This is a genomic window from Streptomyces sp. NPDC054849, assembly GCF_053610945.1.
In genome coordinates this window covers 1-23,270 of the sequence record NZ_JBSGZI010000116.1, presented here as the reverse complement: position 1 = coordinate 23,270, position 23,270 = coordinate 1, and the positions used below count along the sequence as shown (strand labels likewise).

The 23,270-nt window shown below is 70.5% G+C and carries 23 protein-coding genes; 9 read left to right on the top strand and 14 right to left on the bottom strand.

Annotated elements, in window-relative coordinates:
- Window positions 1-530 precede the first annotated feature (530 nt).
- From ACWGIF_RS33135 to ACWGIF_RS33125, 3 genes are all read right to left on the bottom strand, one after another.
- A complete protein-coding gene (locus ACWGIF_RS33135; RefSeq protein WP_453503058.1) occupies window positions 531-1,703 on the bottom strand; it encodes an epoxide hydrolase family protein in 1,173 nt (390 codons plus the stop codon).
- Window positions 1,704-1,870: 167 nt separating this feature from the next.
- On the bottom strand, window positions 1,871-2,458 hold the full coding sequence (locus ACWGIF_RS33130) for a class I SAM-dependent methyltransferase (protein ID WP_453503056.1): 588 nt from the start codon (window positions 2,456-2,458) through the stop codon (window positions 1,871-1,873).
- Between the two features lie 80 nt (window positions 2,459-2,538).
- Window positions 2,539-2,838: a hypothetical protein gene (locus ACWGIF_RS33125; protein WP_453503054.1), complete on the bottom strand. Its 300-nt coding sequence runs from the start codon at window positions 2,836-2,838 to the stop codon at window positions 2,539-2,541.
- Window positions 2,839-3,228: 390 nt separating this feature from the next.
- Here ACWGIF_RS33125 and ACWGIF_RS33120 point away from each other — a divergent pair, with 390 nt between their 5' ends.
- Window positions 3,229-3,873 (top strand): ScbR family autoregulator-binding transcription factor, encoded by a 645-nt coding sequence (locus ACWGIF_RS33120; protein WP_453503053.1) that lies wholly within the window; start codon window positions 3,229-3,231, stop codon window positions 3,871-3,873.
- A gap of 167 nt (window positions 3,874-4,040) precedes the next feature.
- Here the strand turns inward: ACWGIF_RS33120 and ACWGIF_RS33115 are convergent, their stop codons facing one another.
- Window positions 4,041-4,703: an HAD family hydrolase gene (locus ACWGIF_RS33115; RefSeq protein ID WP_453503052.1), complete on the bottom strand. Its 663-nt coding sequence runs from the start codon at window positions 4,701-4,703 to the stop codon at window positions 4,041-4,043.
- Between the two features lie 278 nt (window positions 4,704-4,981).
- Here ACWGIF_RS33115 and ACWGIF_RS33110 point away from each other — a divergent pair, with 278 nt between their 5' ends.
- Together ACWGIF_RS33110 and ACWGIF_RS33105 are read left to right on the top strand one after the other, a co-directional pair.
- Window positions 4,982-5,413, top strand: a complete 432-nt coding sequence (locus tag ACWGIF_RS33110) for a VOC family protein (RefSeq protein WP_453503051.1) — start codon at window positions 4,982-4,984, stop codon at window positions 5,411-5,413.
- Between the two features lie 158 nt (window positions 5,414-5,571).
- A complete protein-coding gene (locus tag ACWGIF_RS33105) occupies window positions 5,572-6,216 on the top strand; it encodes a DNA alkylation repair protein (RefSeq protein ID WP_453503061.1) in 645 nt (214 codons plus the stop codon).
- Window positions 6,217-6,357: 141 nt separating this feature from the next.
- Here the strand turns inward: ACWGIF_RS33105 and ACWGIF_RS33100 are convergent, their stop codons facing one another.
- Window positions 6,358-6,588, bottom strand: coding sequence for a hypothetical protein (locus ACWGIF_RS33100; protein ID WP_453503050.1), 231 nt, complete (start codon window positions 6,586-6,588; stop codon window positions 6,358-6,360).
- A gap of 407 nt (window positions 6,589-6,995) precedes the next feature.
- Here ACWGIF_RS33100 and ACWGIF_RS33095 point away from each other — a divergent pair, with 407 nt between their 5' ends.
- Together ACWGIF_RS33095 and ACWGIF_RS33090 are read left to right on the top strand one after the other, a co-directional pair.
- On the top strand, window positions 6,996-7,868 hold the full coding sequence (locus ACWGIF_RS33095) for an isocitrate lyase/PEP mutase family protein (RefSeq protein ID WP_453503048.1): 873 nt from the start codon (window positions 6,996-6,998) through the stop codon (window positions 7,866-7,868).
- Window positions 7,865-8,119 (top strand): hypothetical protein, encoded by a 255-nt coding sequence (locus ACWGIF_RS33090; protein ID WP_453503047.1) that lies wholly within the window; start codon window positions 7,865-7,867, stop codon window positions 8,117-8,119. Before ACWGIF_RS33095 ends, ACWGIF_RS33090 begins: the two co-directional genes overlap by 4 nt.
- Before the next feature lie 188 nt (window positions 8,120-8,307).
- On the opposite strand, the gene ACWGIF_RS33085 is transcribed toward ACWGIF_RS33090, so the two are convergent.
- The gene (locus tag ACWGIF_RS33085) at window positions 8,308-8,745 is read right to left on the bottom strand and encodes a VOC family protein (RefSeq protein ID WP_453503046.1); all 438 of its coding nucleotides are present in this window, start codon (window positions 8,743-8,745) and stop codon (window positions 8,308-8,310) included.
- A 76-nt stretch (window positions 8,746-8,821) separates the two neighbouring features.
- On the opposite strand from ACWGIF_RS33085, the gene ACWGIF_RS33080 reads away from it, so the two are divergent.
- Window positions 8,822-9,424, top strand: a complete 603-nt coding sequence (locus ACWGIF_RS33080) for a TetR/AcrR family transcriptional regulator (protein ID WP_453503045.1) — start codon at window positions 8,822-8,824, stop codon at window positions 9,422-9,424.
- A gap of 146 nt (window positions 9,425-9,570) precedes the next feature.
- On the opposite strand, the gene ACWGIF_RS33075 is transcribed toward ACWGIF_RS33080, so the two are convergent.
- The 4 genes from ACWGIF_RS33075 to ACWGIF_RS33060 form a co-directional block, all read right to left on the bottom strand.
- A complete protein-coding gene (locus ACWGIF_RS33075; protein ID WP_453503044.1) occupies window positions 9,571-9,969 on the bottom strand; it encodes a hypothetical protein in 399 nt (132 codons plus the stop codon).
- Between the two features lie 523 nt (window positions 9,970-10,492).
- A complete protein-coding gene (locus ACWGIF_RS33070) occupies window positions 10,493-11,110 on the bottom strand; it encodes an SMI1/KNR4 family protein (RefSeq protein ID WP_453503042.1) in 618 nt (205 codons plus the stop codon).
- Between the two features lie 16 nt (window positions 11,111-11,126).
- Complete coding sequence (locus tag ACWGIF_RS33065; RefSeq protein WP_453503040.1) at window positions 11,127-11,585, bottom strand: hypothetical protein; 459 nt, start codon at window positions 11,583-11,585, stop codon at window positions 11,127-11,129.
- Window positions 11,586-12,278: 693 nt separating this feature from the next.
- Window positions 12,279-12,839 carry a DUF4232 domain-containing protein gene (locus ACWGIF_RS33060; RefSeq protein WP_453503038.1) on the bottom strand — a complete coding sequence of 187 codons (561 nt, stop codon included), beginning with the start codon at window positions 12,837-12,839 and terminating at the stop codon, window positions 12,279-12,281.
- A gap of 419 nt (window positions 12,840-13,258) precedes the next feature.
- Here ACWGIF_RS33060 and ACWGIF_RS33055 point away from each other — a divergent pair, with 419 nt between their 5' ends.
- The 3 genes from ACWGIF_RS33055 (at window position 13,259) to ACWGIF_RS33045 (ending at window position 18,838) form a co-directional block, all read left to right on the top strand.
- Entirely contained in the window at window positions 13,259-14,605 is a 1,347-nt protein-coding gene (locus ACWGIF_RS33055; protein WP_453503037.1) for an LCP family protein, read from the top strand.
- 445 nt (window positions 14,606-15,050) lie between these two features.
- Entirely contained in the window at window positions 15,051-17,138 is a 2,088-nt protein-coding gene (locus ACWGIF_RS33050) for a SpoIIE family protein phosphatase (protein ID WP_453503035.1), read from the top strand.
- Between the two features lie 350 nt (window positions 17,139-17,488).
- Window positions 17,489-18,838, top strand: coding sequence for a cytochrome P450 (locus ACWGIF_RS33045; RefSeq protein ID WP_453503034.1), 1,350 nt, complete (start codon window positions 17,489-17,491; stop codon window positions 18,836-18,838).
- Between the two features lie 100 nt (window positions 18,839-18,938).
- Here the strand turns inward: ACWGIF_RS33045 and ACWGIF_RS33040 are convergent, their stop codons facing one another.
- From ACWGIF_RS33040 to ACWGIF_RS33025, 4 genes are all read right to left on the bottom strand, one after another.
- Window positions 18,939-19,511 (bottom strand): GNAT family N-acetyltransferase, encoded by a 573-nt coding sequence (locus ACWGIF_RS33040; protein WP_453503032.1) that lies wholly within the window; start codon window positions 19,509-19,511, stop codon window positions 18,939-18,941.
- Window positions 19,512-19,689: 178 nt separating this feature from the next.
- Window positions 19,690-21,141, bottom strand: coding sequence for an argininosuccinate synthase (gene argG / locus ACWGIF_RS33035; RefSeq protein ID WP_453503030.1), 1,452 nt, complete (start codon window positions 21,139-21,141; stop codon window positions 19,690-19,692).
- A 72-nt stretch (window positions 21,142-21,213) separates the two neighbouring features.
- Window positions 21,214-22,443, bottom strand: coding sequence for a PP2C family protein-serine/threonine phosphatase (locus ACWGIF_RS33030; RefSeq protein WP_453503060.1), 1,230 nt, complete (start codon window positions 22,441-22,443; stop codon window positions 21,214-21,216).
- 158 nt (window positions 22,444-22,601) lie between these two features.
- Window positions 22,602-23,048, bottom strand: coding sequence for a VOC family protein (locus ACWGIF_RS33025; protein ID WP_453503028.1), 447 nt, complete (start codon window positions 23,046-23,048; stop codon window positions 22,602-22,604).
- Between the last annotated feature and the right edge of the window lie 222 nt (window positions 23,049-23,270).

Below are 23,270 nucleotides of genomic sequence, written 5' to 3'. Positions count from 1 at the left end.
TCTACGGCGAAAACGGCTTCACCCCCAACCCACCCGGCCCCGACACCCCACCCCACTACCCCTGGCACACCGCCCTCAACGCCCTCAACGCCCTCCACCAGACCACCACCCATAACTAAGCAACCTGGCACAAAATCCTTGTAGCGCGAGGCGCGGCGAAGGGTCCGCGACACGGGACGCCGTATGGCAGGCAGCAGCACGGGCCGCCCACAGGCAGCACAAGGGGAGAGACGGCGTTGGGCGACAACCGGGAGACCGCGAGGGGGGAAGCGGCGACGCAAGGGCGGCGATGTCGTGCCACCAGGTCAGGCGTAGCAGTGGAAGGACGCATGCGCGGGACAGCACGGGCGCATCACGGAACCGGGGATCTGCGGCGTGGTAGGCGACGGTGGATGCGCCGGCAGCGGCCGATTGGCGCCGGGCCGATGCCTCGTCGCCGAGGCCCGCGGAACAGCGGTGCGAGGGCGGCAGCCCGGACACAGCAACCGACGAGCCGCGACCTTCCGCCCCGGGCCCAGCGAACCGGCAGGTCACCGCACGTGGCGGAAGAAGGCGCGTACGTCCCCCACGAGCAGCTCGGGCACTTCCATAGCCGGGAAGTGACCACCCCGGTCAAAGGAAGTCCAGCGCACGATGGCGTCGGTGCGCGCCGCGATGTGCCGCAACGGGATGAAGTTGTCCCGGGGAAAGTCCGCGAGCGCAGTAGGGGTGGCCGACGCCTCGGGCGGCTGCCCGGCGTAGTCGGCATGCGCCCGCTCGTAATAGATCCGGGCGGCACTGCCTGCCGTCCCGGTCAGCCAATACAGCATCACGTTGGTCAGCATCTGGTCCCGGTCGATCGGGCACCGCGGATCGCTCCACTCGGCGAACTTCTCCGCGATCCACGCCAGCAGCCCCACCGGAGAATCGTTCAGCGCATACGCCAGAGTCTGCGGCCGGGTCGCCTGGATGTCGGCATACCCCTGCCGCTCACGCGCCCACACCCGGTACCGTTCCCAGGAAGCCAGCGTGCGGTCCCGTTCGGCAGGCGAGAGCGCAAGCAGCTCCTCGGGCCCGGGCTCGGCCGTGGCCCCGCCCCCGGGCAGCAAGTTCAGGTGTACCCCGAGGACACGGTCCGGGTGGATCCGTCCGAGTTCCCGCGAGATGGCCGCCCCCCAGTCACCGCCCTGCACCCCATACGCCCCGTGGCCCAGCCGCTCCATCAGCACCGCGAAAGCCCGCGCCACCCGCTTGAACTCCCACCCCGTCTCGCGGGTCGGGCCCGACAGACCAAATCCCGGGATGCTCGGCAGCACCAGATGGAACGCATCGGCCGGATCCCCGCCATGCGCCCGCGGATCTGTCAGCGGACCCGCGACCCGCTGGAATTCCACCGGAGACCCCGGCCACCCGTGCGTCATCAGCAGCGGCGTCGCATCCGGCTCAGGGGAACGCACATGCGCGAAATGGACCCGCGCCCCATCGATCACCGTGGTGAACTGGGGCCACTGGTTCAACCGCTCCTCCGCCGCCCGCCAGTCGTATCCCCCACGCCAGTAGTCGACCAACTCCCGCACCCGCTCCAGTGGCATTCCGTAAGCCCACCCGACTCCGGGGAGCTCATCAGGCCACCGCACCCGCCCCAATCGCTCTGCCAGATCGTCCAATGCCGCCTGCGCCACATCCACCCGGAACTCGTACAGTCCCTCATCAAGATCACTCATGGCGAGCATGCTAGACATCCGCCACCCGGGTACGACCGATGCGTGTACCACCCGCAGCGGACGCACGGTCGCGGTACGCACCGCCTCACACCGCCTCACACCGCCTGCGGGGCCGTCGGGAGCCCGTGGCCCCTTGATGATCTGCAGGACAGAAGCACAGACGGAGTTCAGACCCGTACCGCGCTCAGCAGTGCCGCCGTCGACGTCATGCGGGTCGGAGGTTCCCAGGTCCAGGTACGTACGGACGTGAAGCCGGCCGCCAGGGCGGTCTTCGCGAGGAGGGGGAGGGCGGTGGGGAGCCACTTCTCGTGGGCGGCCAGGAGCATACGGCCACCGGGGTGCAGGACGCGGTGGAGTTCGGCGAGACCGGCGGGCAGGTCGGGCCAGAGCTGCAGGTTGTTGACGGAGATCACGACATCGACGGAGTTCGCGGGCTCGCCGGTGCGGGCCGCGGTGCCTACGGTGAGTCGGAGACGGCCTCGAGCGACCGCCGACGCACAGCGGCGACGGGCCATGGCAAGCATGACATCGGAAGGGTCGACGCCGATCACGTGGACCGAGAGGCGGGCCGCGGCTTCGAGCCCGACGCCGGGGCCGGGCCCGACGACCAGGACGACGTCCTGCTCCACAAGCGCGGCGAGAGCGACGACATGCCGCTCGGTGGCGGCGTTGCCGTGCGCCATGAGCCGACCGCCGAGGCGGCCGAGCAGCCCGCTGGGCCGGCCGAACCCCTTGGTCAGGAGGCGTTGAGTCATGCTCTCCACGTCGACATGGAAGCACGTGCGCAGCGGTGGGCTGCGTCGTGACGCGCAGGGCGGACCCGACGCTCGCCCGGTCACTCGAACGCCGGTTGCCGGTGGGTGCGGTAGGAGCGGGCCACGCCGACCAGGCTCCGTTCCATCCGCCCTGGCCGTCTGCCCGGGCCGTCTGCCCAGGCCTGGCCTGCCACCGGGACGACGCGGCACGAGGTCACCGGTCCCGGCGGAGCGTCGGCGGTGGCATACATGCCGTTCGTCAGTTCTTGCCGTTCATACAGCGCATCGGTTTCCGCAACGCTCAGGAAGGCAGCGAGCCGGCAGATCGCACCCGAAGGCGAGTCGAGCATCCGTTGGACGGTGGTCGCCTCGGTAGTCATGTGACCGGCGCCGGAACAACCCCGGGTGCAGCCTCTTCTGACCAACCATCACAATCGGGCCCGTCACGAAGCCGGGAGCGGCGCGCAGAACGCAAGCGCATACCCCACAAGCCCCTGCCCGGCCCCGGACACCCCACTCCCGGCCGTGCCACCACACCCGACTCGGACAGAGCCGCAACTCGCCGTCCAGGCACCGTCGTTGTCGTGCCCGGGCCGGTCTGCCGCTCTTCGACGTAGAAACATTCACGCAAAGAACCACACACCTCCCCGAAGCGATCCCCTCCGGTCACAAAAAAGTACCTGTCGACTGGTTTTCTTTCGTGCTGCCCGACTAGATTGACGGCACACCGCAGCGAACACCGCTCGGGGCGACCACAGGGAGACGGACACGTGGCCAGGGCCAGACAGGAACGGGCCGAGATCACCCGCCAGGCCATCCTCGACGGCGCGGCCACCGCCTTCGACGACTGCGGGTTCGACGGCACGAGCCTCAGTGACGTCGTCAGACACGCCGGAGTAACCAAAGGCGCCCTCTATTTCCACTTCCCCTCCAAGGAAGCCCTGGCCCGCACCCTGATGGACGAACAGTTCCAGGTAGCCGACCACGTCCCCGCCCTCGATAAGCCGGGGCTTCAGACCGTCATCGACCTCACGCACCAGATGGCGCACGGGCTCCGCACCAACGTCCGTATCCGCGCCGGGATCCGCCTGATCATCGAGTTCGGCTCCTTCACCAACCCGGACCCCACCCCCTACGACACCTGGATCGACACCTGCCGCAGTTGCCTGGCCCCCGCCCAGGAACACGGCGACATACACCCGACCCTCGACATCCAGGCCCTCGCCGCACTCCTCGTCGGAGCCTTCACCGGCATACAGGTCACCTCGCACGTCCGCACCCGCCGCGACGACCTCCACACCCGGGTCACCGACTTGTGGAACTTCCTTCTCCCTACCATCGTCCCGCCGCACCGGCGCCTCGCCTTCCACCCCGCCGGCACACTCCAGCTCACCACACCATCCCCCACCGACTAACCCGCCAGGGCGGCCTCGCACACGCCGTGGCGAACCACGGGGGTGCTCGCCACGGCGTGGCCGAGACCGCCTTGCCTCACACTCCCCACGCACAGTCCCCACGCACACGCGCCAGCGGCTGCTGCGGCTGCGGCTGCGGCTGCGACTGCGACTGCGGCCAGTACGTCCTACGGGCGAGGGTCCGCTCCGCGGGCGAAGGCGAGTACGGCAGCGGCCGCCTCGCCCAGACTCTCGAAGTGGCGGTGTACGCCGTCTACCGCCACGGGCGTGTTGACCCCCCACACCGTCATCCCCGCCCGTAGCCCGGAGAGCACTCCGGACGGAGCGTCCTCGACGACCAGGCAGTCCTCCGGCTCGGCGCCCAGCCGCTCGGCAGCCAGCAGGTAAGGGACCGGGGAAGGCTTGCCCTCCGCAACGCAGGCGGCGTCCACGACGACTTCCGGCAGCGGCAGGCCGGTCCGGGCGAACCGCCCGCGCACGCGGTGCTCGTAGTTCGACGTCACCAGCGCCCACGCCCCGGCCGGCAGGGCTTCCAGCAGCGCGGCCGCACCGTCGAAGGCAGCGTAGACACCCGACCGGACGTCCTCGTCCTCCAGTCCGTGCAGCACGGCCAGGCACTCCTGCGGATCACGGTCCGCCGCGACCTGCGCGAAGGTCTCCAGCGGTCTCGTCCGCAGCGCCACCCGGTGGACCGCTTCCGGGTCCAGCTCGTACCGATGCGCCCACGTGTGCCACACACGCCGCTGATTGTCCACAGCATCGATCAACGTGCCGTCCACATCGAACAACACGTACTTCTTCGCCACGAGCCGAGCCGTCTCACCGATCACACCTCGATCATGCCACCAGGCCCTCGAGCGGCCAGGCGGTCCCCCCGCCCGCCGTACGCAGGAGGGCCATCGGACGGCCCGAGACTGCACCCACACCCTGAAAGCAGCACCCCACCCACACGGGACGGCCGCGCTCACGGCCACCGCCGCACAGACACATCCGGCCCCAACAGGCGTTTCGCCGTGCACGAACACAGCCGTATCGGCCACCGTGGACCCACCCGGCGCGGACCACAGCACCGGCGGCCCACAGCGGTTTCCGAGGAGACAGACACCCCATGAACTGGACCATCGAAGTCATCCCCGTCCCGGTCACCGACATGGACCGCGCAAAGGAGTTCTACATCGACCAGATCGGCTTCGTCCTCGACCTCGACGACGAAGTCTCCCCCGGGGTGCGCATCATCCAGATGACCCCGCCCGGCTCCCGCTGCTCCATCGCCATGCTCCACGGAATGCCTGCAGCACCCGGTACGAAAACCATGAGCCCGGGCACCCTCCACGGCCTCCAGATGTGCGTCACCGACATCGAGGCGGCCCACAAGGACCTCACAGACCGAGGAGTCGCCGTCTCTCCCGTCCGCCACCTCGGCCCAACCGGCTGGGAGGACGGCAAAGGCGGAACCTGGAACTCGTTCATCACCTTCAACGACCCCGACGGCAACGGCTGGGTCGTACAGGAGGCTCCATCAGAACTCGCAGAACGCTGAACCCCGTCGCAACGGCTGGTTTCGTGTCGGTGGCTGCCGGCGGACCGGCGGGTCCCACAGGAGAGGCCGACCTCCGCCGTAGGCTGCATCCCGCACGTGACGGACAGGAGGCTGAAGTGGCCGGGACTACGCCGACCGAGACGACGGTGGCCGAGGTGATGGCCGAGCTGGCCGCACTCGAAGACCCGAAGGCACGCGCGGTGAACGAGCGACACGGTGACGATCACGGTGTCAACCTGAGCAAACTGCGCGCGCTCGCGAAGCGGCTGAAGACGCAGCAGGAACTCGCGTGTCGGCTGTGGGAGACGGGTGACACCGCGGCGAGGCTGCTGGCGATCCTGATCTGCCGCCCGAAGGCGTTCGCGCGCGACGAGTTGGACACCATGCTGCGCGAGGCGCGCACACCCAAGGTGAACGACTGGCTCGTGAACTACGTGGTGAAGAAGAACCCGTACTCCGAAGAGCTGCGCCTGGCCTGGTCCGCCGATCCGGATCCGGTGGTCGCCGGCGCCGGCTGGGCGCTGACCACCGAACGCGTCGCGAAGAAGCCCGAGGGCCTCGACCTCGCCGGACTGCTCGACGTCATCGAGGCTGAGATGAAGGACGCGCCGGATCGCCTGCAGTGGGCGATGAACCACTGCCTGGCCCAGATCGGGATCGAGCACTCCGAGCACCGCCCCCGGGCGATGGCCATCGGTGAGCGCCTGGAGGTGCTCAAGGACTACCCGACGTCCCCGGGCTGTACGTCTCCGTTCGCGCCGATCTGGATCACCGAGATGGTGCGCCGACAGGAGGGAAAGTAGGGCCGGGCGGACCCGCTGCCCCGCTGGACGCTGAGCAGCACGCCCCGGGCCCAGCACGCCTGGTACGGAGGCGAGCGTTGCCGGGTACGTTGGGCTTCTCCGAACCAACCGCAGGGTGTGAATAGCCTGATGGAGGGGAGCTCAGGCCGGCGGTGGCCAGGTCCGCGAGCAGGCGCTCGCCTCCGCGGCGATCGCTGCGGCGAGTGGCTCGCGTGTGCCGCTCCTGATCGCCGCCCAGTCCTCGTAGGCCTCGGCCTTGCCGACCAGGGGCCTCGCCGCCTGCAGCCGGGCCAGCGCGTCCCAGCCCTCGTACGTGATCCCGTCACCGCGGCTCCGGGCGCCAGACGCCCGTTCACGATCGGTCTGAGCCACCAGCGCACGAGTTGCGCAGCAGGCCGGCGAGCACCGTCGGCCGACCAGGTGCTCCAGTTCCATCATCCGAAGGGCTCGTCGGCCTCCTGCGCGGTGACGGCGTACGGGGTGCACGACGTGGGCGCGGTGACGTCGATGCCTGGACCTCCTTCGACGAAGTATGAAACGTCGCTGCGGCCCCGCCGCCTTCCGGCGTGGCAACCGGTGCGCTTCTCGCGCGGGTCATGCGTGGCGCCCCCTCCAGTGACGTTCTTGGGGTGAACGGACTACGCCGTTGGCGTGAGCGACGCAGCGCAGTAACCATTCCCCCAGGAATGGTCAGGAAAGGATCTGCTTTGGGTAAAGCGCCGCTGTGTCGCGCGGTTTCCCGGTCCTCGATACGCAAGGCCCCTGGAAGGAACCTGACCATGAGTTATGGGAACAAGCTGCGGGATGAGATCGCCAAGCCGGGCACCACACCGCTGATCGGTGTGTACGACATGTACTCGGCGTCGGTGGCGGCCGGGCACTATGACGGGATGTTCGTATCCGGTTTCGGCTTCGCGGCCTCCTACTACGGGCTGCCCGACATCGGTTTCATCGCCTGGCCGGACATGATGGCTTTCGTCCAGCGGTTGCGCGGCGCCTTCCCCGGTCACCACCTCCTGGTCGACATCGACGACGGGTACGTCGATGCCGAGGTCGCCTGCCACGTCGTGGAAGGTCTCGAGCGGATCGGTGCCTCCGGCGTCATCCTCGAGGACCAGAAGCGTCCCCGTCGGTGCGGGCACGCGGACGGCAAGCAGGTCCTGCCTCTGGAGGAGTACCTGGAGAAGCTCGATCGGGTGCTCGCCACGCGCAAGGACATGGTCGTCGTCGCCCGCACCGACGCCACGGAAGCGGCCGACATCATCCAACGGGCGGAGGCCCTGGCCGCCACCGACGCCGACGTGGTGCTGGTCGACGGGGTCCGCAGCGTGGAGTGGATCGAGCGGATTCGCGCAGTCGTCGGCGGCAAGCCGCTGCTGTTCAACCAGATCGCCGGCGGCAAGTCCCCCCGCCTCTCACTGAGCGAGCTGGGCGACCTCGGCGTCGACGTGGCCATCTACAGCACGCCGTGCCTGTTCGCCGCGCACCGGGCGATGGACACCGCCCTCGCCGAGCTCCGCCTCGCCGACGGCCGCCTGCCCGCCGCGCAGGAAGCCGGAGAGATCGGCGTGAGCGAGTCCACCAGGCTCCTGGCCAAGAACATGGCCTGGAACCAGCCCGTGCCCGCGGCTCGTGAGAGTGCCGGCGTGTGACCAGTGCGCGTATGCGGGCTGCCGCCTGCCTGGCGGTGACCTTGATCGGCGCAGGCGCCGCACCCACCGCCGCCAGTGGAAGCCTGATCACCGTCATCGACAATTCCCACGCCGACTCCGTGCTGGAGGTCGATCGAGCCGCCAACGTCCAGAGCGGCAGCGGTACCGCCGGCAGCGACCACGAGGGAAGCGCCGTCGACATGCTCGCCACCCTCATCCGAACCGTGCATTCACACGAGAACGGCCCTTGAGACACCGGCGGCCGGGTCCGGATCGACCCGGCCGCATCGGTCGTCAACGCGACTCGCTTGGTGCGGTGCCGTGCGGTGCGGTGCCTTGCGCACGCGAGGTGTCGGCTTGCAGCTCCTGATGTCGGGCAGCCCGTCGTGGAAGGCCGCGGCGGAGGACCCGAACCCCTTGTTCTGCTCCCGCCTGGCCCTCAGGCGGCGGTGTAGTGGGCGGCGTACTCCTCGCTGGGCGGGACGACGGTGATGACGTCGATCAGCACGCCGTCGGGGGCGGCGACGATGAAGTGGCGTTGGCCGAATTCCTCCGTACGCAGTGGCAGTACCTCAGGCAGGCCCGCCTCTGCCACGAGCCGTTGGTACTCGCAGTCCACGTCGTCCACTTCGAAGTTCAGCAGCAAGCCGCCTTGAAGCGCGACCCGGTGGCCCTCGGGGACGGTCGGGTGGGCGTGGTCCAGGAGGGCCAATTCGTAGTGCGGGGCGTCAGGGCGGCGCAGGCTGACGTACCAGTCCGCCTCGAAGGTCACCTCGAACCCGAGGTGACGGCAGTAGAAGTCGCGGGAGGCCGTCACGTCCCGGGTGGCGAGCACGGGGTAGAAACCGCCGAGTGTGGTGGTGCGTCCGTTCGTCATGGCAGAGGTCCTTCGGTTTCGTTTCACATACCCGCGGTATGTGAGTCTAGGCGTTAGCATACCTTCGGTATGCGAAATGGAAAGGGCGGTGCGCGGGATGGCGGTCAACCGGGCGGAGCAGCGGGCGGCCACGCGGCAGGCGCTGCTGGGCGAAGGGCGGCGGCGGTTCGCCGCCGACGGGTACCACCATGTGGTGCTGGCGGAGGTGGCACGGGCCGCCGGGGTCACCAAGGGGGCCGCCTACCACCACTTCGACAGCAAAGCGGGTCTTTTCCGGGCGGTCGTCGCCGACGTTCAGCAAGAGCTGGGCGAGCGGGTCGCTGCCGCGGCCGAGCGGCACGAGGACCTCTGGGAGCAGCTCCGGGCCGGCTGCGGAGCGTTTCTGTCCGCAGGCACCGACCCGGCGGTGCGACAGATTCTGCTGGTCGACGCGCCGACCGTGCTGGGCTGGGATGAGTGGCGGACCCGGGACGAGGAGCACTCCGCCCGACACCTCGCAGAGGCCCTGACGGCGCTCGCCGCAGCCGGGGTCATCGCCGAACAGCCGGTGGAGCCGCTGGCCCGGTTGCTCTCGGGGGCGATGAACGAGGCGGCGCTCTGGATCGCGCGGGGCGGGGATCCGCAGGCCGCTGAGCAGGCGCTCGACCGGCTCCTGGCAGGACTGCGCACCTCGGGCTGACTCTCGCGCTTGAGCTCCGCGCTTTTCGAGCGGGTGCAGAGAAGGGACGAACTCAGACGCCGGGACACCACCGGAAGCGATCATCGGCGCGATCACCGGCACCATGCCCCGACCGCAGCTCCTGCTCCTCTTCCTCCTCGTTACCCTCAGGCGGGCCGGTGCCCGCGATGGCGCGTGCGCCATCGCGCCAGGAGTTCGGCGGGCGTGCGGGGCTGGGGGGCCGGCTCGGAGGGCCACCGTTCCTTCTCGGTGAGCGGGACCAGCGGCATGAGGTAGAGCTGGCCCTCAGTCACCACGGCGCACAGAGGTTCTCCGCCGGGGATGTCAGGACTGCCCAGACGGACAGTGAAGGGCCGTGGGGCACCGTCGCCGTCGGCGATCTCGCCCTGGAGCTCCGTCACCGCATGGCGCTCCGTGCGGACCGAGGACACGACCTTGCCGTCGACGAGCAACTCGGCCCGGCGGCGTCCGGGGCTCCATACGACGGTGATCGAATGTCCGTCCTGGTCCAGGTGAAAACGGTGCTGATGGATCCGATGTTTCACGGCAGCCTCCACGTGTGTGCCGCATGATCCAGCGTAGCCATACATGTGCGGCAAGGAGGAATCCCGAAGCGCGGTACAGCAACGCCGCCCTTGTCCTGCTTGACTGCGTGGATCATCAGCAGGAACGGTTGTCGACACATTCCGAGAACGACCACGGGTCGACGGTCACGGAGATGTCGGTGAGCGGTGGGAACGGAGAAGTCGCGGTCTGGCCGTCGGGGCCGGGGAAGAACATGTCCAGGCCGAGATCTACCGAGGTTATGAACGAGCAGGCAAGAGGCCGGCCTGAAGAACACCGTGAGGGCGGCCTACTGCGGCACGGGCGCCAGGCCCCCGCGGCCGACGATCTGCTCGCGGTTGCGGCCGGACGCGGACGACCCGAAGGGACGCTCACCGAACAGCAAGATGCCGTTCACCCTGCCCGGCGTGAACGCGGACCACGGGCTGTGTCCGCGCACTGCGTTCGGCGGAATCTCCCCTGCTACCTCTCTGCGGCTAAGGCAGGGGTTACCCCCGCGGCCACTCAGGGCAGAAAAGTGTAGAACGGGCCGTCAGGCGCGAAGTTGCGCGAACACAACGTCACGTCCCTTCCCTTGAGATAGGCCAGCAACCACTCGCTGAACGTCATCTCGTAGAGAGTCCAGGCCGGGCTGTCGAACTCCTGGACCACGACGCGCCACCGCGACGCGGGGTTCTCAGGAATGCGAAGGAAGACCGCCTCCCCCGTCGTGGCTGACGCCACCGGTATGAGTTCCCCGGGGTTCGCCCCCACCGGGCTGGGAAGGAACTCCGCCATGTCCTCCTCGCGCCAGAGCTCGAGATCCCCTCTGATGTCTTTTCCCAGACTGTGCAGAAGATGACCGGCGGGGTGCGTCAGATACAACTGTCGGTTGATCTCGACCGAACCGTAGGCGTTCACGATCTCCCGGAAGTCCGCAGGAAATCCGATTCCGAGTTCCTGCTCCAGTTCGCTCCATGGAGCCGGATCCGACCAGTTGAAGCGGGGTTCGCCCAACAGGGCTGTGATCTCTGCAAGCGTTGCCACCACTACGTCGTCCTTCCAGCACGTCGTGCCGATGCGTGTCTTGGAGCAGTACGGGAGGAAGTCTTCCTCGACTCCCTCGGGGCCGTACAGGGTCATCCCCACCTGAACGGCGCTAGCCGGCCGCCTCCAGCTTCTCGTGTTGCCGCTCCATGAGCGAGGTGGGGGGCTGCTTGCCGTCCGAGGGGATGAGATAGACGGCCAGGGACCCACCGGTGCGCACGATCGTCATCGTCTGGCCCTTGCCGGGAGCTTCGTCGCTGGTGGCCGAGAAGGAGACGGATTCGTCCCCGGCCTCGTCCGACGGCAACGACACGAGCATGGACCGTTCCGACCAGCCACGCTGGGAAGTTGCCGAGAAATCCTTGCAGGCGGTGAGAGCTGCCTTGAGCTCGCGCATCTGCGCCTTCGCCTCATCCCTCGCGTAACTCGTGAGAACGATGCTTCCGCCTGCGGGTCCGTCACCGGCCTGAAGCACTGCCCAAGCGGTCCCCGTGGGCGGGCGCTTGGGCTTGGCGCTCTTCAAGTCGGCCAGGGTCTGGCACGCGGGATCGGCCGCCGTGACCACATCCACGCCCTCCAGCAGGGCTCCTTGCTGGGGTGAGACGCTGACCCCGGAGTGCTTCCCGGTCAACAGGGCGTCCGAGAGTTCCGCGGAGCTGAGCGGTGTACTCCCCTTTTCGCCCGTCTCCTCACCGGTGCAACCCGCCGCTGCGGAAGACAGGAGAAGGAGCATCGCCACTCCCCGTATGAAGCCACGCACGCGATTTCTCCATCCTCGAAGGCTGAAGATCGAATTGTGCCAGCCTCGGCCTGCCCGGTAGTGCCCGGCCTGTCCGAAGGTGTAGCGAGCCGCGGCACCGTGCCCAGGACGGCGCCGGACGCACGGCGAAGAGCGGCCGAACCCACGGTCGGCCGGGCCCTGCAATCTGTTCGACCAGCCGCCGCTGCTTCTTCGTGCTGGAGGGGAGGGACACGAGTGCCTGTCGGCTGCGACGGTCGTGTGCCCCCGGCCCGGGCTCCGCGCGGCCAAGCCGGTCCGTGAGCCCGGCCAGGTCCGTTCCCGCGTGCGTCCCTTCGCGTATCTCGGTCATAGCGATGATTCCGGCACCCCCGAGCACCCCTCCCGCTGCGACCGGCGCCTTGTCGGCACCCTCCTGAACAGGGGAAACAGTCCGCGGCGAGGGTGCTCTCCTTCGTCGCGCACGCTCGGCGATGCCTTGCGGGCCAGGCTGCCGGGGCGGGAAGGGGTGCGTGGGAAGCGGGGTCAGAAACCGCCGCCGCCGCGGAAGGCCGTGGCGCGGACGGTGGCGCCGCAAAGGGCGAACTCTCCGCCGTCGTCGGGCGCCAGCTGAAGAGCGCCCCCTCCCACGCCCAGTACGAGCGAGGGTGCGACGGTCGGATCGGCGCCGGAGGCGCAGTACCCGTCGGCCTCGCCGAGGACCGGTGTGAAGGTGAGTCGTGTCGAGGCCCGGTCGCCGACCGCCAGCTGCACGGCACTCGCCTGGCCCTGGCGGACCACGTTCAGGGGCTTGTTGCGGTCCGGCGAGCCCTGACCGGCAAGGGCCACGGTGGGGAATCCCCTGAGGACGCACGTCCCCGGGCCGTCGTTGATCACGGTGATCCGTACCTGGCTGCCGCCGATCCGCTCCGCGCTGTTCGCGATGAGCTGCTCACTCACACAGGGCGCGGCAGGCGCCCGCCGCTCGGCCGTCTCCTGCGCCGCGGCCGCCGGAGCGGCGGCCAGCACCAGACCGCAGATCACGGCGCCCGCCACAAGCCGACGGGACCTGGGCGCGGCCATGCCGCCGCACGTTGTGCCCTTCATGGGGTCTCCTCACGGTTGGCTGGACACCCGCACACCCCGGCCGCCCGCCTCGTTCCCCGCCGGCCGCGTCCTCCTCTCAGCGTCGCACCGCCCCCTGCCGTCGGCACGCGCAGCGCTCCACCGCGGTGCCGTCTGCCCGCATATCGCGCCGGAGAGGGAGAGGACGACGAGTCGTACCTTCTCCGGGCCATGGAGGGTGCGGAGCTCCGGGCCAGGCCATGGAGGGCGCCGAGCGCGCGCATCACGGTCCTGATCGGACCCGGGTGGATTCCGCCGGCTACGGCCTGCTCGGCGCAGGGGTGAAACCCGGCGCGTGCTGCCCCGCCGCCGGCACATGGGCCCCGTACAGTCTGATTTCGTGCCGGTTCGTCCTACTTTGGGGAAGTGTGTTGCGTCGTCTCACTGTTGCCCTCACCCTGTTGACCGCCCTTTCCTGTGGCTCCCTTCTGGGAACGCAGGCCGTCTCGGCCGAGAGTGAGCCGGCAGGCAGCGGGGGTCGCGGTACGAACATTCTGATCGTCGGCATCGACAGCCGCGTCGGCATCTCCGCAGCCGAGAGGCGGCGGCTACACGTGGGCGGCAAGGGGTGCAACTGCACGGACGTGATGATGCTCGTCCACGTGTCCGAGAACCGGCGGCGCGCGAGTGTCGTCTCCATCCCGCGCGATTCCTACGTCGAATACGCCGCCGACACCGGCCCCGTCCGCCGCGGGAAGATCAACGGCGCGTTCGCGATCGGCGGCGCCCCTCTCACCGTGGCCACCGTCGAAAAGGCCACCGGGCTCCACATCGACCACTATCTGGAGACCGGCTTCACGGGTTTCGAACAGACGATCAACAACCTCGGCGGTGCCACCGTGTGTACGGACAAGCCGCTCAAGGACGAGAACTCCGGCCTCGACATCGCCGCAGGACGTCACCACACCAACGGCAACGAGACCTTGCGCTACGTGCGGGCCCGCCACGTCAACCTCCGGCCCGGTGACCTCGGCCGTGTCCGCCGCCAGCAGCGTGTGGTGAACGACCTGTTGGCCCGCCTCACCTTGGGCGGAGCCCTCTCCGACCCCGTCAGCACGGCGCGCACCGTGCGCACCGTTCTGAGGTCCGTACGCACCGACGCACGGACGAACGTGGACGACCTGGTCCGCATCGGCTGGGCGCTCGGCCGGCTCCGCGCGGACCGGACCGAGTTCGCGACCGTCCCGATCCGGCTCTTCGACCACCGCGTACCCGGAGTCGGTTCCACCCTGGTGTGGGACGAGGCCCGCTCCGCCGCGCTGTGGGACGCGCTGGGCGCGGACCGGCCCATCACGGGCGACACCCGTATCCAGCCCGTCGCGCAGACGGCCCCGACCAACCCCGCCGGCATCGCGGTCCGCGTGGACGACGCCGTCGTCGCCGCAGCCCTGCGCCGCACTGGATTCGCCGTCACCGACACCTCGCAGTCCGCGCCCTCTCCACGCCCGGCGGGCCCCCCGGTCATCCGCTACGCCGCCGGCCAGGAGGACAACGCAGCGACCCTCGCGGCCGCACTGCCCGGCTCCCGCCTGCGGGCCGTCCCGAACCACGGCACGTTCCTCGAGGTGGCCGTCGGCACACGACCCGTTCAGGTGAAGACGGTCACCTACGACCGCAACATCGCCGACGGCGCCCCGGTGACCGGCGACCGACTGCGCTGCGCCGGGCCGCCTCCGTCCGTCACCCCGGTGACCAGCGCGCACACCGGGCACACCCCTCAGGCCGCGCGCACCTCTCGCTCCTGGTGAAAGAGCCGGCGGCCGCCCCGCCCCAGATCCATCTGCGACACCGGGTGCCGGCGCGGCCCGCCGGCCGGACGGCGGGCCGCCGTCCAGGGCCAGGGGACGGGACCAGGGCCGCCAGGACCAGGGCCGTCTGGACCAAAGGACAGGAGCAGGGCACAGGGCCAGGGGGCGGGCCCGAGCCGGCCCGCCGGGGCTGCCTTCCGCGGTACGGCCCGCTGTGGCGGCGCTGCGCGCGGTGGCCCGGGTACACCTGCGGCCGGGGGGCGGCGCCGGGCTGCCAGGGCGACGATGAGAGGTGTGGACGAAGCACAGCCGCCGCCCACGCCGGGTGAGCGGCCGCAGGAGCTGACCGTGGCGCCCTTCCTGTCCGTGAGCGGCGCCATCGCATGCCGTCGGCCGGGGTGGCCGCGGCGCGGGGCCGTGGCTTCCCGGGAGGTGCGGGTGCACGATGCATGAGGAGATGCCGCTCGAGGACCTGATCAGCAGTGCCGCCCAGGATGCGGGAGGCTGGCTGGGTGCCCTGTCGGTGGCCCTGGTGGCCACCAGCAGCGAGGGGACCATCGTGCGCTGGAACCACGGCGCACAAGAGCTGCTCGGCTACGCGCCGCCCGAGGTGATCGGGCGGCACATCGCCGATCTGCTCCACCCGGGCGCCGACCGCAGCCTGGGCCGGTCCCTGTGGGAGACGGCCGCGACCGGGCGCGGGGTGATGGGTACGGTCACCGCCTGGCATCGCGCCGGTCACCCCCTGGAGCTCGAGATCTGGGCCTGTCCCGTCCCCGACCGCCGCCACGGCGCCTCGGCCGTGCTGGTCTTCGCCGCGGACGCCCACGCGGCCCGTCGCATCCGGGGCTCGTCGGCCGTGTGGGACGGGCTGTTCGCCCGCTCTCCGGTCGGTATCGGCGTCCTGGACACACAGCTGCGGTTCCTACAGGTCAACCCGGCCCTCGAAGCGATGAACGGTCTCGCGGAATCCGCCCATGTGGGCCGCCGTCTGGCGGAGCTGCTGCCCGAGGTGAACGCCGGCGAGATGGAGGAGGCTATGCGCCAGGTCCTGGACACCGGTGAACCGGTCCTCGACCGGCGCCGCACCGGGCGGACGCCCGCGGACCCGGAGCACGACCACGTGTGGTCCTGCTCGTACGTACGCGTGGAGGACCCCGGCGGCCGGCCGATCGGGGTGATCGCTTCTCTCCTCGACATCACCGCGCAGCAGCGCGACCAGTCCGAGGCCGAGGCGGGCCGCCGCAGGCTCGCCCTGCTCACCGAGGCCAGCGCCCGCATCGGCGCCAGCCTGGACCTGGAACGCACCGCACAGGAGCTGGCCGACCTGGCGGTCCCGCACCTCGCCGACGCCGTCACCGTCGACGTACTGGACTCCCTCGCGAGCGGCCACGAACCGGGGGCGGGGCTGGCAGCGGGGGCGGCGCTGCGACGCCTGGGCAAGGCACCCCTGAGCGGCTCCGCCGTCACCCAGATCCTGGCCCCGCTCGGCCGGACCCTCACCTTCCCCGCGGCCGCCCCGTACACCCAGGCGCTCGCCGCCCGCCAGCCCTACCTGATCGCCCGCCTCGACGAGCAGGCGGTCGCCCCGGCCGCCCGCCACTCCGCCAAACCCGCCCAACTGCTCCAGACCGGCGTGCACTCGTTCATGATGATCCCGCTCATCGCCCGGGGGACGGTCCTCGGCGTCGCCACGTTCTACCGCACCCGAACCGCCCTGTCCTTCGGGTCCGACGACGTCACCCTCGCCACCGAGCTCGCCACCCGAGCCGGCATCAGCATCGACAACGCGCGTCTCTACCACCACGAACACGAAACCGCCGTCGTCCTCCAACGCAGCATGCTGCCCCAGCACGTCACGCCGCCGCCCGGCATCGAAATCGCCCACCGCTACCTGGCCGCCAGCGACGTCAACGAGGTCGGCGGCGACTGGTACGACGTTCTTCACCTCACCGGCGGCAGGGCCGCACTCCTCATCGGGGACGTCATGGGTCACGGCATCGCGGCAGCGGCGGTCATGGGGCGCCTTTCCGCCACCGTCCGCGCCCTCGCCCGCCTCGACATGACGCCCACCGCCCTCCTGCACCAGCTCGAAGCCACCCTCGCCGACCTCGCCGAACCGATGCTCGCCACCTTCCTCTACGTGGTGTGCGACCCGGTCACCGGAGACTGCACCATCACGCGGGCCGGACACCCGCCACCGGCCGTGGTCGAGCCCGACGGCTCCGTCTACCTGGTGAAGACCCCACCCGGTGTCCCCCTCGGAGTCGGCGGCATCACCTTCACCACCACCGAGTTCGCCCTGCCCGGCGGCAGTCTCCTCGTGCTGTACACCGACGGCCTCATCGAAGCCCGCAACCGCGACATCGACGAACGTCTCAACGAACTCACCGGGCTCCTCACCGAGCCCCAACAGCCGCTGGACCACTTGTGCGACTCCCTGATCGCCCACCTCGTACCGGCATCCGCGGACGACGACATCGCCCTCCTCGCCGCCCGCATCGGCTCACGCACCCATCGGCTACACACCTGAAACGACCCTGCGGCCCCTGGAACTCGACCTGGCCCTGGACCCCGCCTGGTCTCGACCCGCTCCCTCTCCCGCTCGTGCCGCTGCCGGCCTCGATGGACCTGAACGGCGCTTGTGCTGATGAACGTGTCGAGTGCGTGTTGCAGGTCCTCTTCCCATGCGGCCAGCGCGCTTCTGGTCGGCGCACTGCGCAGCGGTCCGACGGCGTCGCCACGGGCGAAGGCCTCCGCCTGCACGCTGGTTCGGCGCTGGAAGCCTGAGGCGGACTGTCACCCGGCACGCCCACCCCCGTACAGTCCGTGATGCCGACGCACCTCGAGCACCGGGCCCTACGGCCGGACAGGAGAAGACGCGTGACCAGCGACGCCAGGAGCAGGCCGCTCGCCCCGCAGCAGTCCGGCACGGGCAGACCTGTCCCCGAACTGGGCTCCGCCCGGGTGGAGCGGTGGCGCACCCACGGAGGTGAACTGGTCGACCTGTTGGCCGAGGTGCGCGAGCAACTCGGAGGTGTGGCCGCCGTCCGTCTCGGGCCGCAGCCGACGGTACTGGTCACCGAGCCGGAGGCGGTCCAGCACGTCCTCGCCCGGTACCCGGACCGGTACGTCAAGCGCTCGCACCGTGCCCGCCTGCTCGTCGGCGACGGCGTTCTCGCCGCGACCGGCGAGGCCTGGAAGCGGCAACGGCGGCTGCTGCAGTCGCAGTTCACCGGACCGGGGATGCGCCGCTACGAGCAGCGGATCATCGACGCGGCCCGAACCGCGGCCGAGCGGTGGGCCGGCTACGCACGGACCGGGGAGGCCTTCGACGTCGGCGAGGAGATGCGCCGCTTCGCCCTGGACACCATCTGGCGGGCGCTCACCGGGCATCCCCTCGACGACGCCACCGCACACGAACTGGCCGCCGTCGCCACCGTGGTGGCCGCGCTGCCGACGCTGCCCGCCGACGCGGTCGACGCCCGGGGCGCCGTCGCCACCGACCTGGCCAGGATCGACACGATCGCCCGGCATGCCGTGGCGGCCGCCCGGTCCGGAGCCCCCGGCCCCGACGGGCCGGGACTGATGCACGTATTGGTCGACGCCGCAGCCGAGCGCCCCGAATACAACGACCGGTTGCTGCGCGACGAGCTGGTCACCCTGCTGGTCGCGGGGCACGAGACCACGGCCACCACGCTGACCTGGCTGTATCTGCTTCTCGACCGGCACCCCGAGGCCCGCGAGGAGGCGCTCGCGGCCGGCGCCGCACACTCGACGCAGCGCCGGGCGGCCATCCAAGCGCTGGTCAGCGAGACGCTCCGGCTCTACCCTCCCGCCTGGATCCTGCCCCGGCACGCCGCCGAGGACGACACTCTGACCGGCTACGCCGTCGAGGCGGGGACGGATCTGCTGGTGTGCCCGTACCTCACGCATCGCGATCCCGGACTGTGGCCGGATCCCGAGCGGTTCGAGCCCCGCCGGTTCACCGTCCCGGGCGGCCGTCCCACCGGGCCGGGTGCCTATCTTCCGTTCGGCATCGGCCCCCGGGCCTGCCTCGGCCAGCAGTTCGCCCTGCGCGAGGCGACTGTCCTCCTCGAACACCTGCTGCCCGCCCACACCCCGCGCTTCCTTTCCGTCCCCACCCAGGCCGCCTACAGCATCACCGTGCGCCCCGACGGCCCCACCCCGGCCACCCTCACCGCCTCGGGTACGGGTGGCGTCGAGGGGTGAGGCCCGGCGTCATCCCTCAGCCGTCAGGGAACAGCCGCTACGGGGACACCGCGCGAAGGCACGGAGGGGAAGCGGTAGGCACGCGCCGGCGGCGGAGCTGTCAGCGCAGGTCGAGGCGCATCAGGACCCGGGGGTGGCCGGCCAGCACGGAGGTGGTGTCGGCGGCGTGGACGAATCCGGCGCGTTCGAAGTTCTTCCGGATCCCCGCGTACGCCATCGTCAGGTCGACTCTGGCGTCACCGTTGTCGATCGGATAGGCCTCGATCGCCGGTGCGCCGTGGGCTCGGGCGAATTCCACGGCGCCTGCGATGAGGGCGTGCGAGATCCCCTGCTTCCGGTGGCCGGGGCGTACGCGGATGCACCACAGGGACCAGACCGGCAGGTCGTCGACGTGCGGGATCTTCCGGCTGTGCGCGAAGGAGGTGTCCGAGCGCGGGGCCACGGCGGCCCAGCCGACCGGCTCGTCGCCGTCGTAGGCGAGTACCCCCGGCGGGGGCTGCGCACGGCACAGCCCGGCGACGTACTCGCCGCGGGCCGGTCCGCGGAGCTCGTTGTTCAGTTTGGACGGGATCCGATAGCTCAGGCACCAGCAGACGTTGGCTCCGGGCGACTTCGGGCCGACCAGGGCACGGACGTCCCCGAAGACCGAGGCCGGGCGCACTTCGATGGTCATGCCACCACAGTGGCACGGCATACGGGGCCGGGGTGGCCCCGGTACGCCACGCCGGCCCCCTGCTGGGCGGCTGGGGCCGGTGTGGCACGGGGCGCTGGCGCGCGGGCCGCACCCTGCGCTGCGGACCGCGGGGCGCGGGCCGCGCCCCGCCTCCGGCACGGAGGTGCGGGCGTCCCCGTCAGTCGGTGCCGAACTCCATCGCGGCCCGGTCGAGCATCTGCTCGTCGTCGCCCTCGGCCCGGCCGCGGGAGGCGATGACCTCGGCGCCGCCCCGGGGCATCGCGCCGATCAGCCCCGTCGAGGCTGCCTGGGCCGCACCGATGAGCGTCTCGTGCGTGTTGCCGACGATGCCCAGAGCGGCGTACTGCTCCAGCTTGGCGCGGGAGTCGGCGATGTCGAGGTTGCGCATGGTGAGCTGGCCGATCCGGTCCACCGGGCCGAAGGCGGAGTCCTCCGTGCGCTCCATGGACAGCTTGTCGGGGTGGTAGCTGAACGCCGGCCCCGTGGTGTCCATGATCGAGTAGTCCTCACCGCGCCGCAGCCGCAGCGTCACCTCACCGGTGACAGCCGCGCCGACCCAGCGCTGCAGGGACTCGCGGATCATGAGCGCCTGCGGGTCGAGCCAGCGGCCCTCGTACATGAGGCGGCCGAGGCGACGGCCTTCGTTGTGGTACTGCGCGAGGGTGTCCTCGTTGTGGATCGCGTTGACGAGGCGCTCGTACGCCGCGTGGAGCAGCGCCAGGCCCGGGGCCTCGTAGATGCCGCGGCTCTTGGCCTCGATGATCCGGTTCTCGATCTGGTCGGACATGCCCAGGCCGTGGCGACCGCCGATGGCGTTCGCCTCCATCACCAGATCGACGGCGGAGGCGAACTCCTTGCCGTTGATCGTCACCGGGCGGCCCTGGTCGAAGCCGATCGTCACATCCTCGGCGGCGATCTCCACCGAGGGGTCCCAGAACCGCACGCCCATGATCGGGTCGACGGTCTCGACGCCGGTGTCGAGGTGCTCCAGGGTCTTGGCCTCGTGAGTGGCGCCCCAGATGTTGGCGTCGGTGGAGTAGGCCTTCTCGGTGCTGTCGCGGTAGGGGAGGTCGTGGGCGAGCAGCCACTCCGACATCTCCTTGCGCCCGCCGAGCTCGGTGACGAAGTCCGCGTCGAGCCACGGCTTGTAGATGCGCAGGTGCGGGTTGGCGAGCAGGCCGTAGCGGTAGAACCGCTCGATGTCGTTGCCCTTGAACGTCGAGCCGTCGCCCCAGATCTGCACGTCGTCCTCGAGCATCGCCCGGACGAGCAGGGTGCCGGTGACGGCGCGGCCGAGCGGCGTCGTGTTGAAGTAGGAGCGCCCGCCGGAGCGGATGTGGAACGCGCCGCACGTGAGCGCGGCCAGGCCCTCCTCGACCAGCGCGGCGCGGCAGTCGACCAGGCGCGCGATCTCGGCGCCGTACGCCGTCGCACGGGCGGGCACCGACGCGATGTCGGGCTCGTCGTACTGGCCGATGTCGGCCGTGTAGGTGCACGGGACGGCGCCCTTGTCGCGCATCCACGCGACCGCGACGGAGGTGTCGAGGCCCCCGGAGAAGGCGATGCCGACGCGCTCGCCGGTGGGCAGGGAGGTGAGAACCTTTGACATAGGAAGAGTATGCGGCATAACGCATGATCATGCAAAGTACTCGCTGGTACGCGTTTCCCGTTTGCGGAGCGGTCACAGGCGGAGGACGACCAGGGCGGTGTCGTCGGTGAGGCCGACGGGCGGGATGAGTTCGGTCAGCAGGGCGTCGGCGAGCACCTCGGGGTCGGCGGTGCGGTGTCGCGCCAGGGCGTCGGCGAGACGTTGAAGGCCGACGTCGATGTCCTCACGGCGGCGTTCGATGAGCCCGTCGGTGTAGAGGACGAGAACGGAACCTTCGGTGAAGGCGATCCGCGCCTGGGGGCGCGGAGCATGTTCGGGCCGGGCGCCGAGTGGGGGGTCGGTGGCCTGGTCGAGGAAGACGACGGTGCCGTCGGGTGCGCAGAGGGCGGGTGGGGGGTGGCCGGCACTGCTGTAGGTGAGGGTGCGGCCGTGCCAGTCGATGAAGACCGACACGGCGGTGGTGGACTCGGCACCCTTGATGGAGCGGGCGTAGAGGCCGAGGACTTCGAGTGCCCGCGCCGGGCCCTGCGCGACGTGGGCGGCCGCCGACAAAGCGCTGCGCAGCTGCCCCATGACGCCGGCCGCGCGCAGTCCGTGGCCCACGACGTCCCCGACGGCGACGGCGGTGCGGTCGGGCAGGTCGACGAGGTCGTACCAGTCACCGCACACGTTCAGGGCCGCGGCGGAAGGCCGGTAGCGCACGGCCGACTGGTGGTGGCCGAGCGGGATCAGCGCCGGGAGCATCGCCTCCTGGAGGTGGAGAGCCACTTCGCGTTCACGGGCGTGGGCCTGACGCAGGCGTTCGTTGACCTCCTGGAGCTCCCGGGCGCGGGTGTAGAACTCTGACTCCAGGGCCTGGGCGGAACCCTCGCCGCTGCGGTTGCCACGGGCCCGGAGGAGCTCGGTGACCTCCTCCACCCGGTGGAGGAGCAGGGCCACGGTGCCGTCGGGGGCGGGCACGGGAACGTTGACGGGGCTCCAGTACCGCTCCTGCCACATCCCGGGGCGATCGGGGTCCTCCACGTCATAGCGCTGGAGGGCCATGGTGTCGCGCTCCCCCGTGGCCAGGACCCGTTCGAGGGAGGTGCGCAGGTTGCGCGTACCCGTCGCGGCCGGATCGTTCGGATTGTCCGGGAAGACGTCGAACAGGTAGCGGCCGACGATCTGCTCGCGGGTGCGGCCGGACACGGACAGGTACGCGTTGTTGACCTCCAGGAACACCAGACCCGGACTCAGCAGCGCGATCGCACCCGGCAGGGCCTGGTAGACCGCCTGGTAGTCGATCCCGGATCCGTTCACGATCCACCTGTCTGTCCGTGCGCTTCCGTTCGGTCATGAGGTTGCTCCCACGATAGGCGCGACCGCAGGGGTCGGGCCCGTCACAGCCCTCGGGCGTCGTCCGTTCGGCCCCTCGGTTCTGACGCACCCGAAGGGACGCTCACCGATCGGCAAAATGCCGTTCACCCTGCCGGACCCTGCAGCGGGGTACGGCCAGGGCGGTGGTGGTCGATCGCGACGAGTTCGACCTCGAAGCCGTCGTCGTTCTCCAGGTAGGCGGCATAGTGCTGCCCACCGCCTGCGTGCGGGTGCCGGTCGGGGAACATCAGGTGCCAGCCGTGCCGAGTCGCCTCGGTGGCCAGTCCCTCGACTGCGGCGTGGTCCTCGACGTGGAAGGCCAGGTGGTTCAACCCGGGGCGGCAGCGGTCGTGGCGGTCGGCGGTGAGGGCCGGGGACTGCTCGACGACCAGGTAGGTGGGCCCGAGCCGCCAGCTGCGTCCGTTGTCCCAAGTCTGGAAGGGGGTGTAGCCCAGGGCCTCCAGCAGCCAGCCGAGAGAGGCCACCGCGCGGTCGAGGTCGGGCACCCACAGCTCGATGTGGTGCAGCGCGCCGGATGCGGGGCGGTTCACCGCGCCGACGCAGGGGCTAGGGGGTGGGGGGCGAGCACGGTTCGCCGGCCTTCCGGGGCGCGTGAGGGGCCCCGCGTGCCGGCGCGTGGCCACAGGCGTTCGGCACCGTCGGCCCGGCTCATGGCGATGTCCCTAAGAATGTAAGGCGGTCCGGGAGGACCGGGTGTGGCTGATGGCTGTGTGCCGTTGATGGCTCGAGAGGACTGGCCGCCCGGTCCTCCG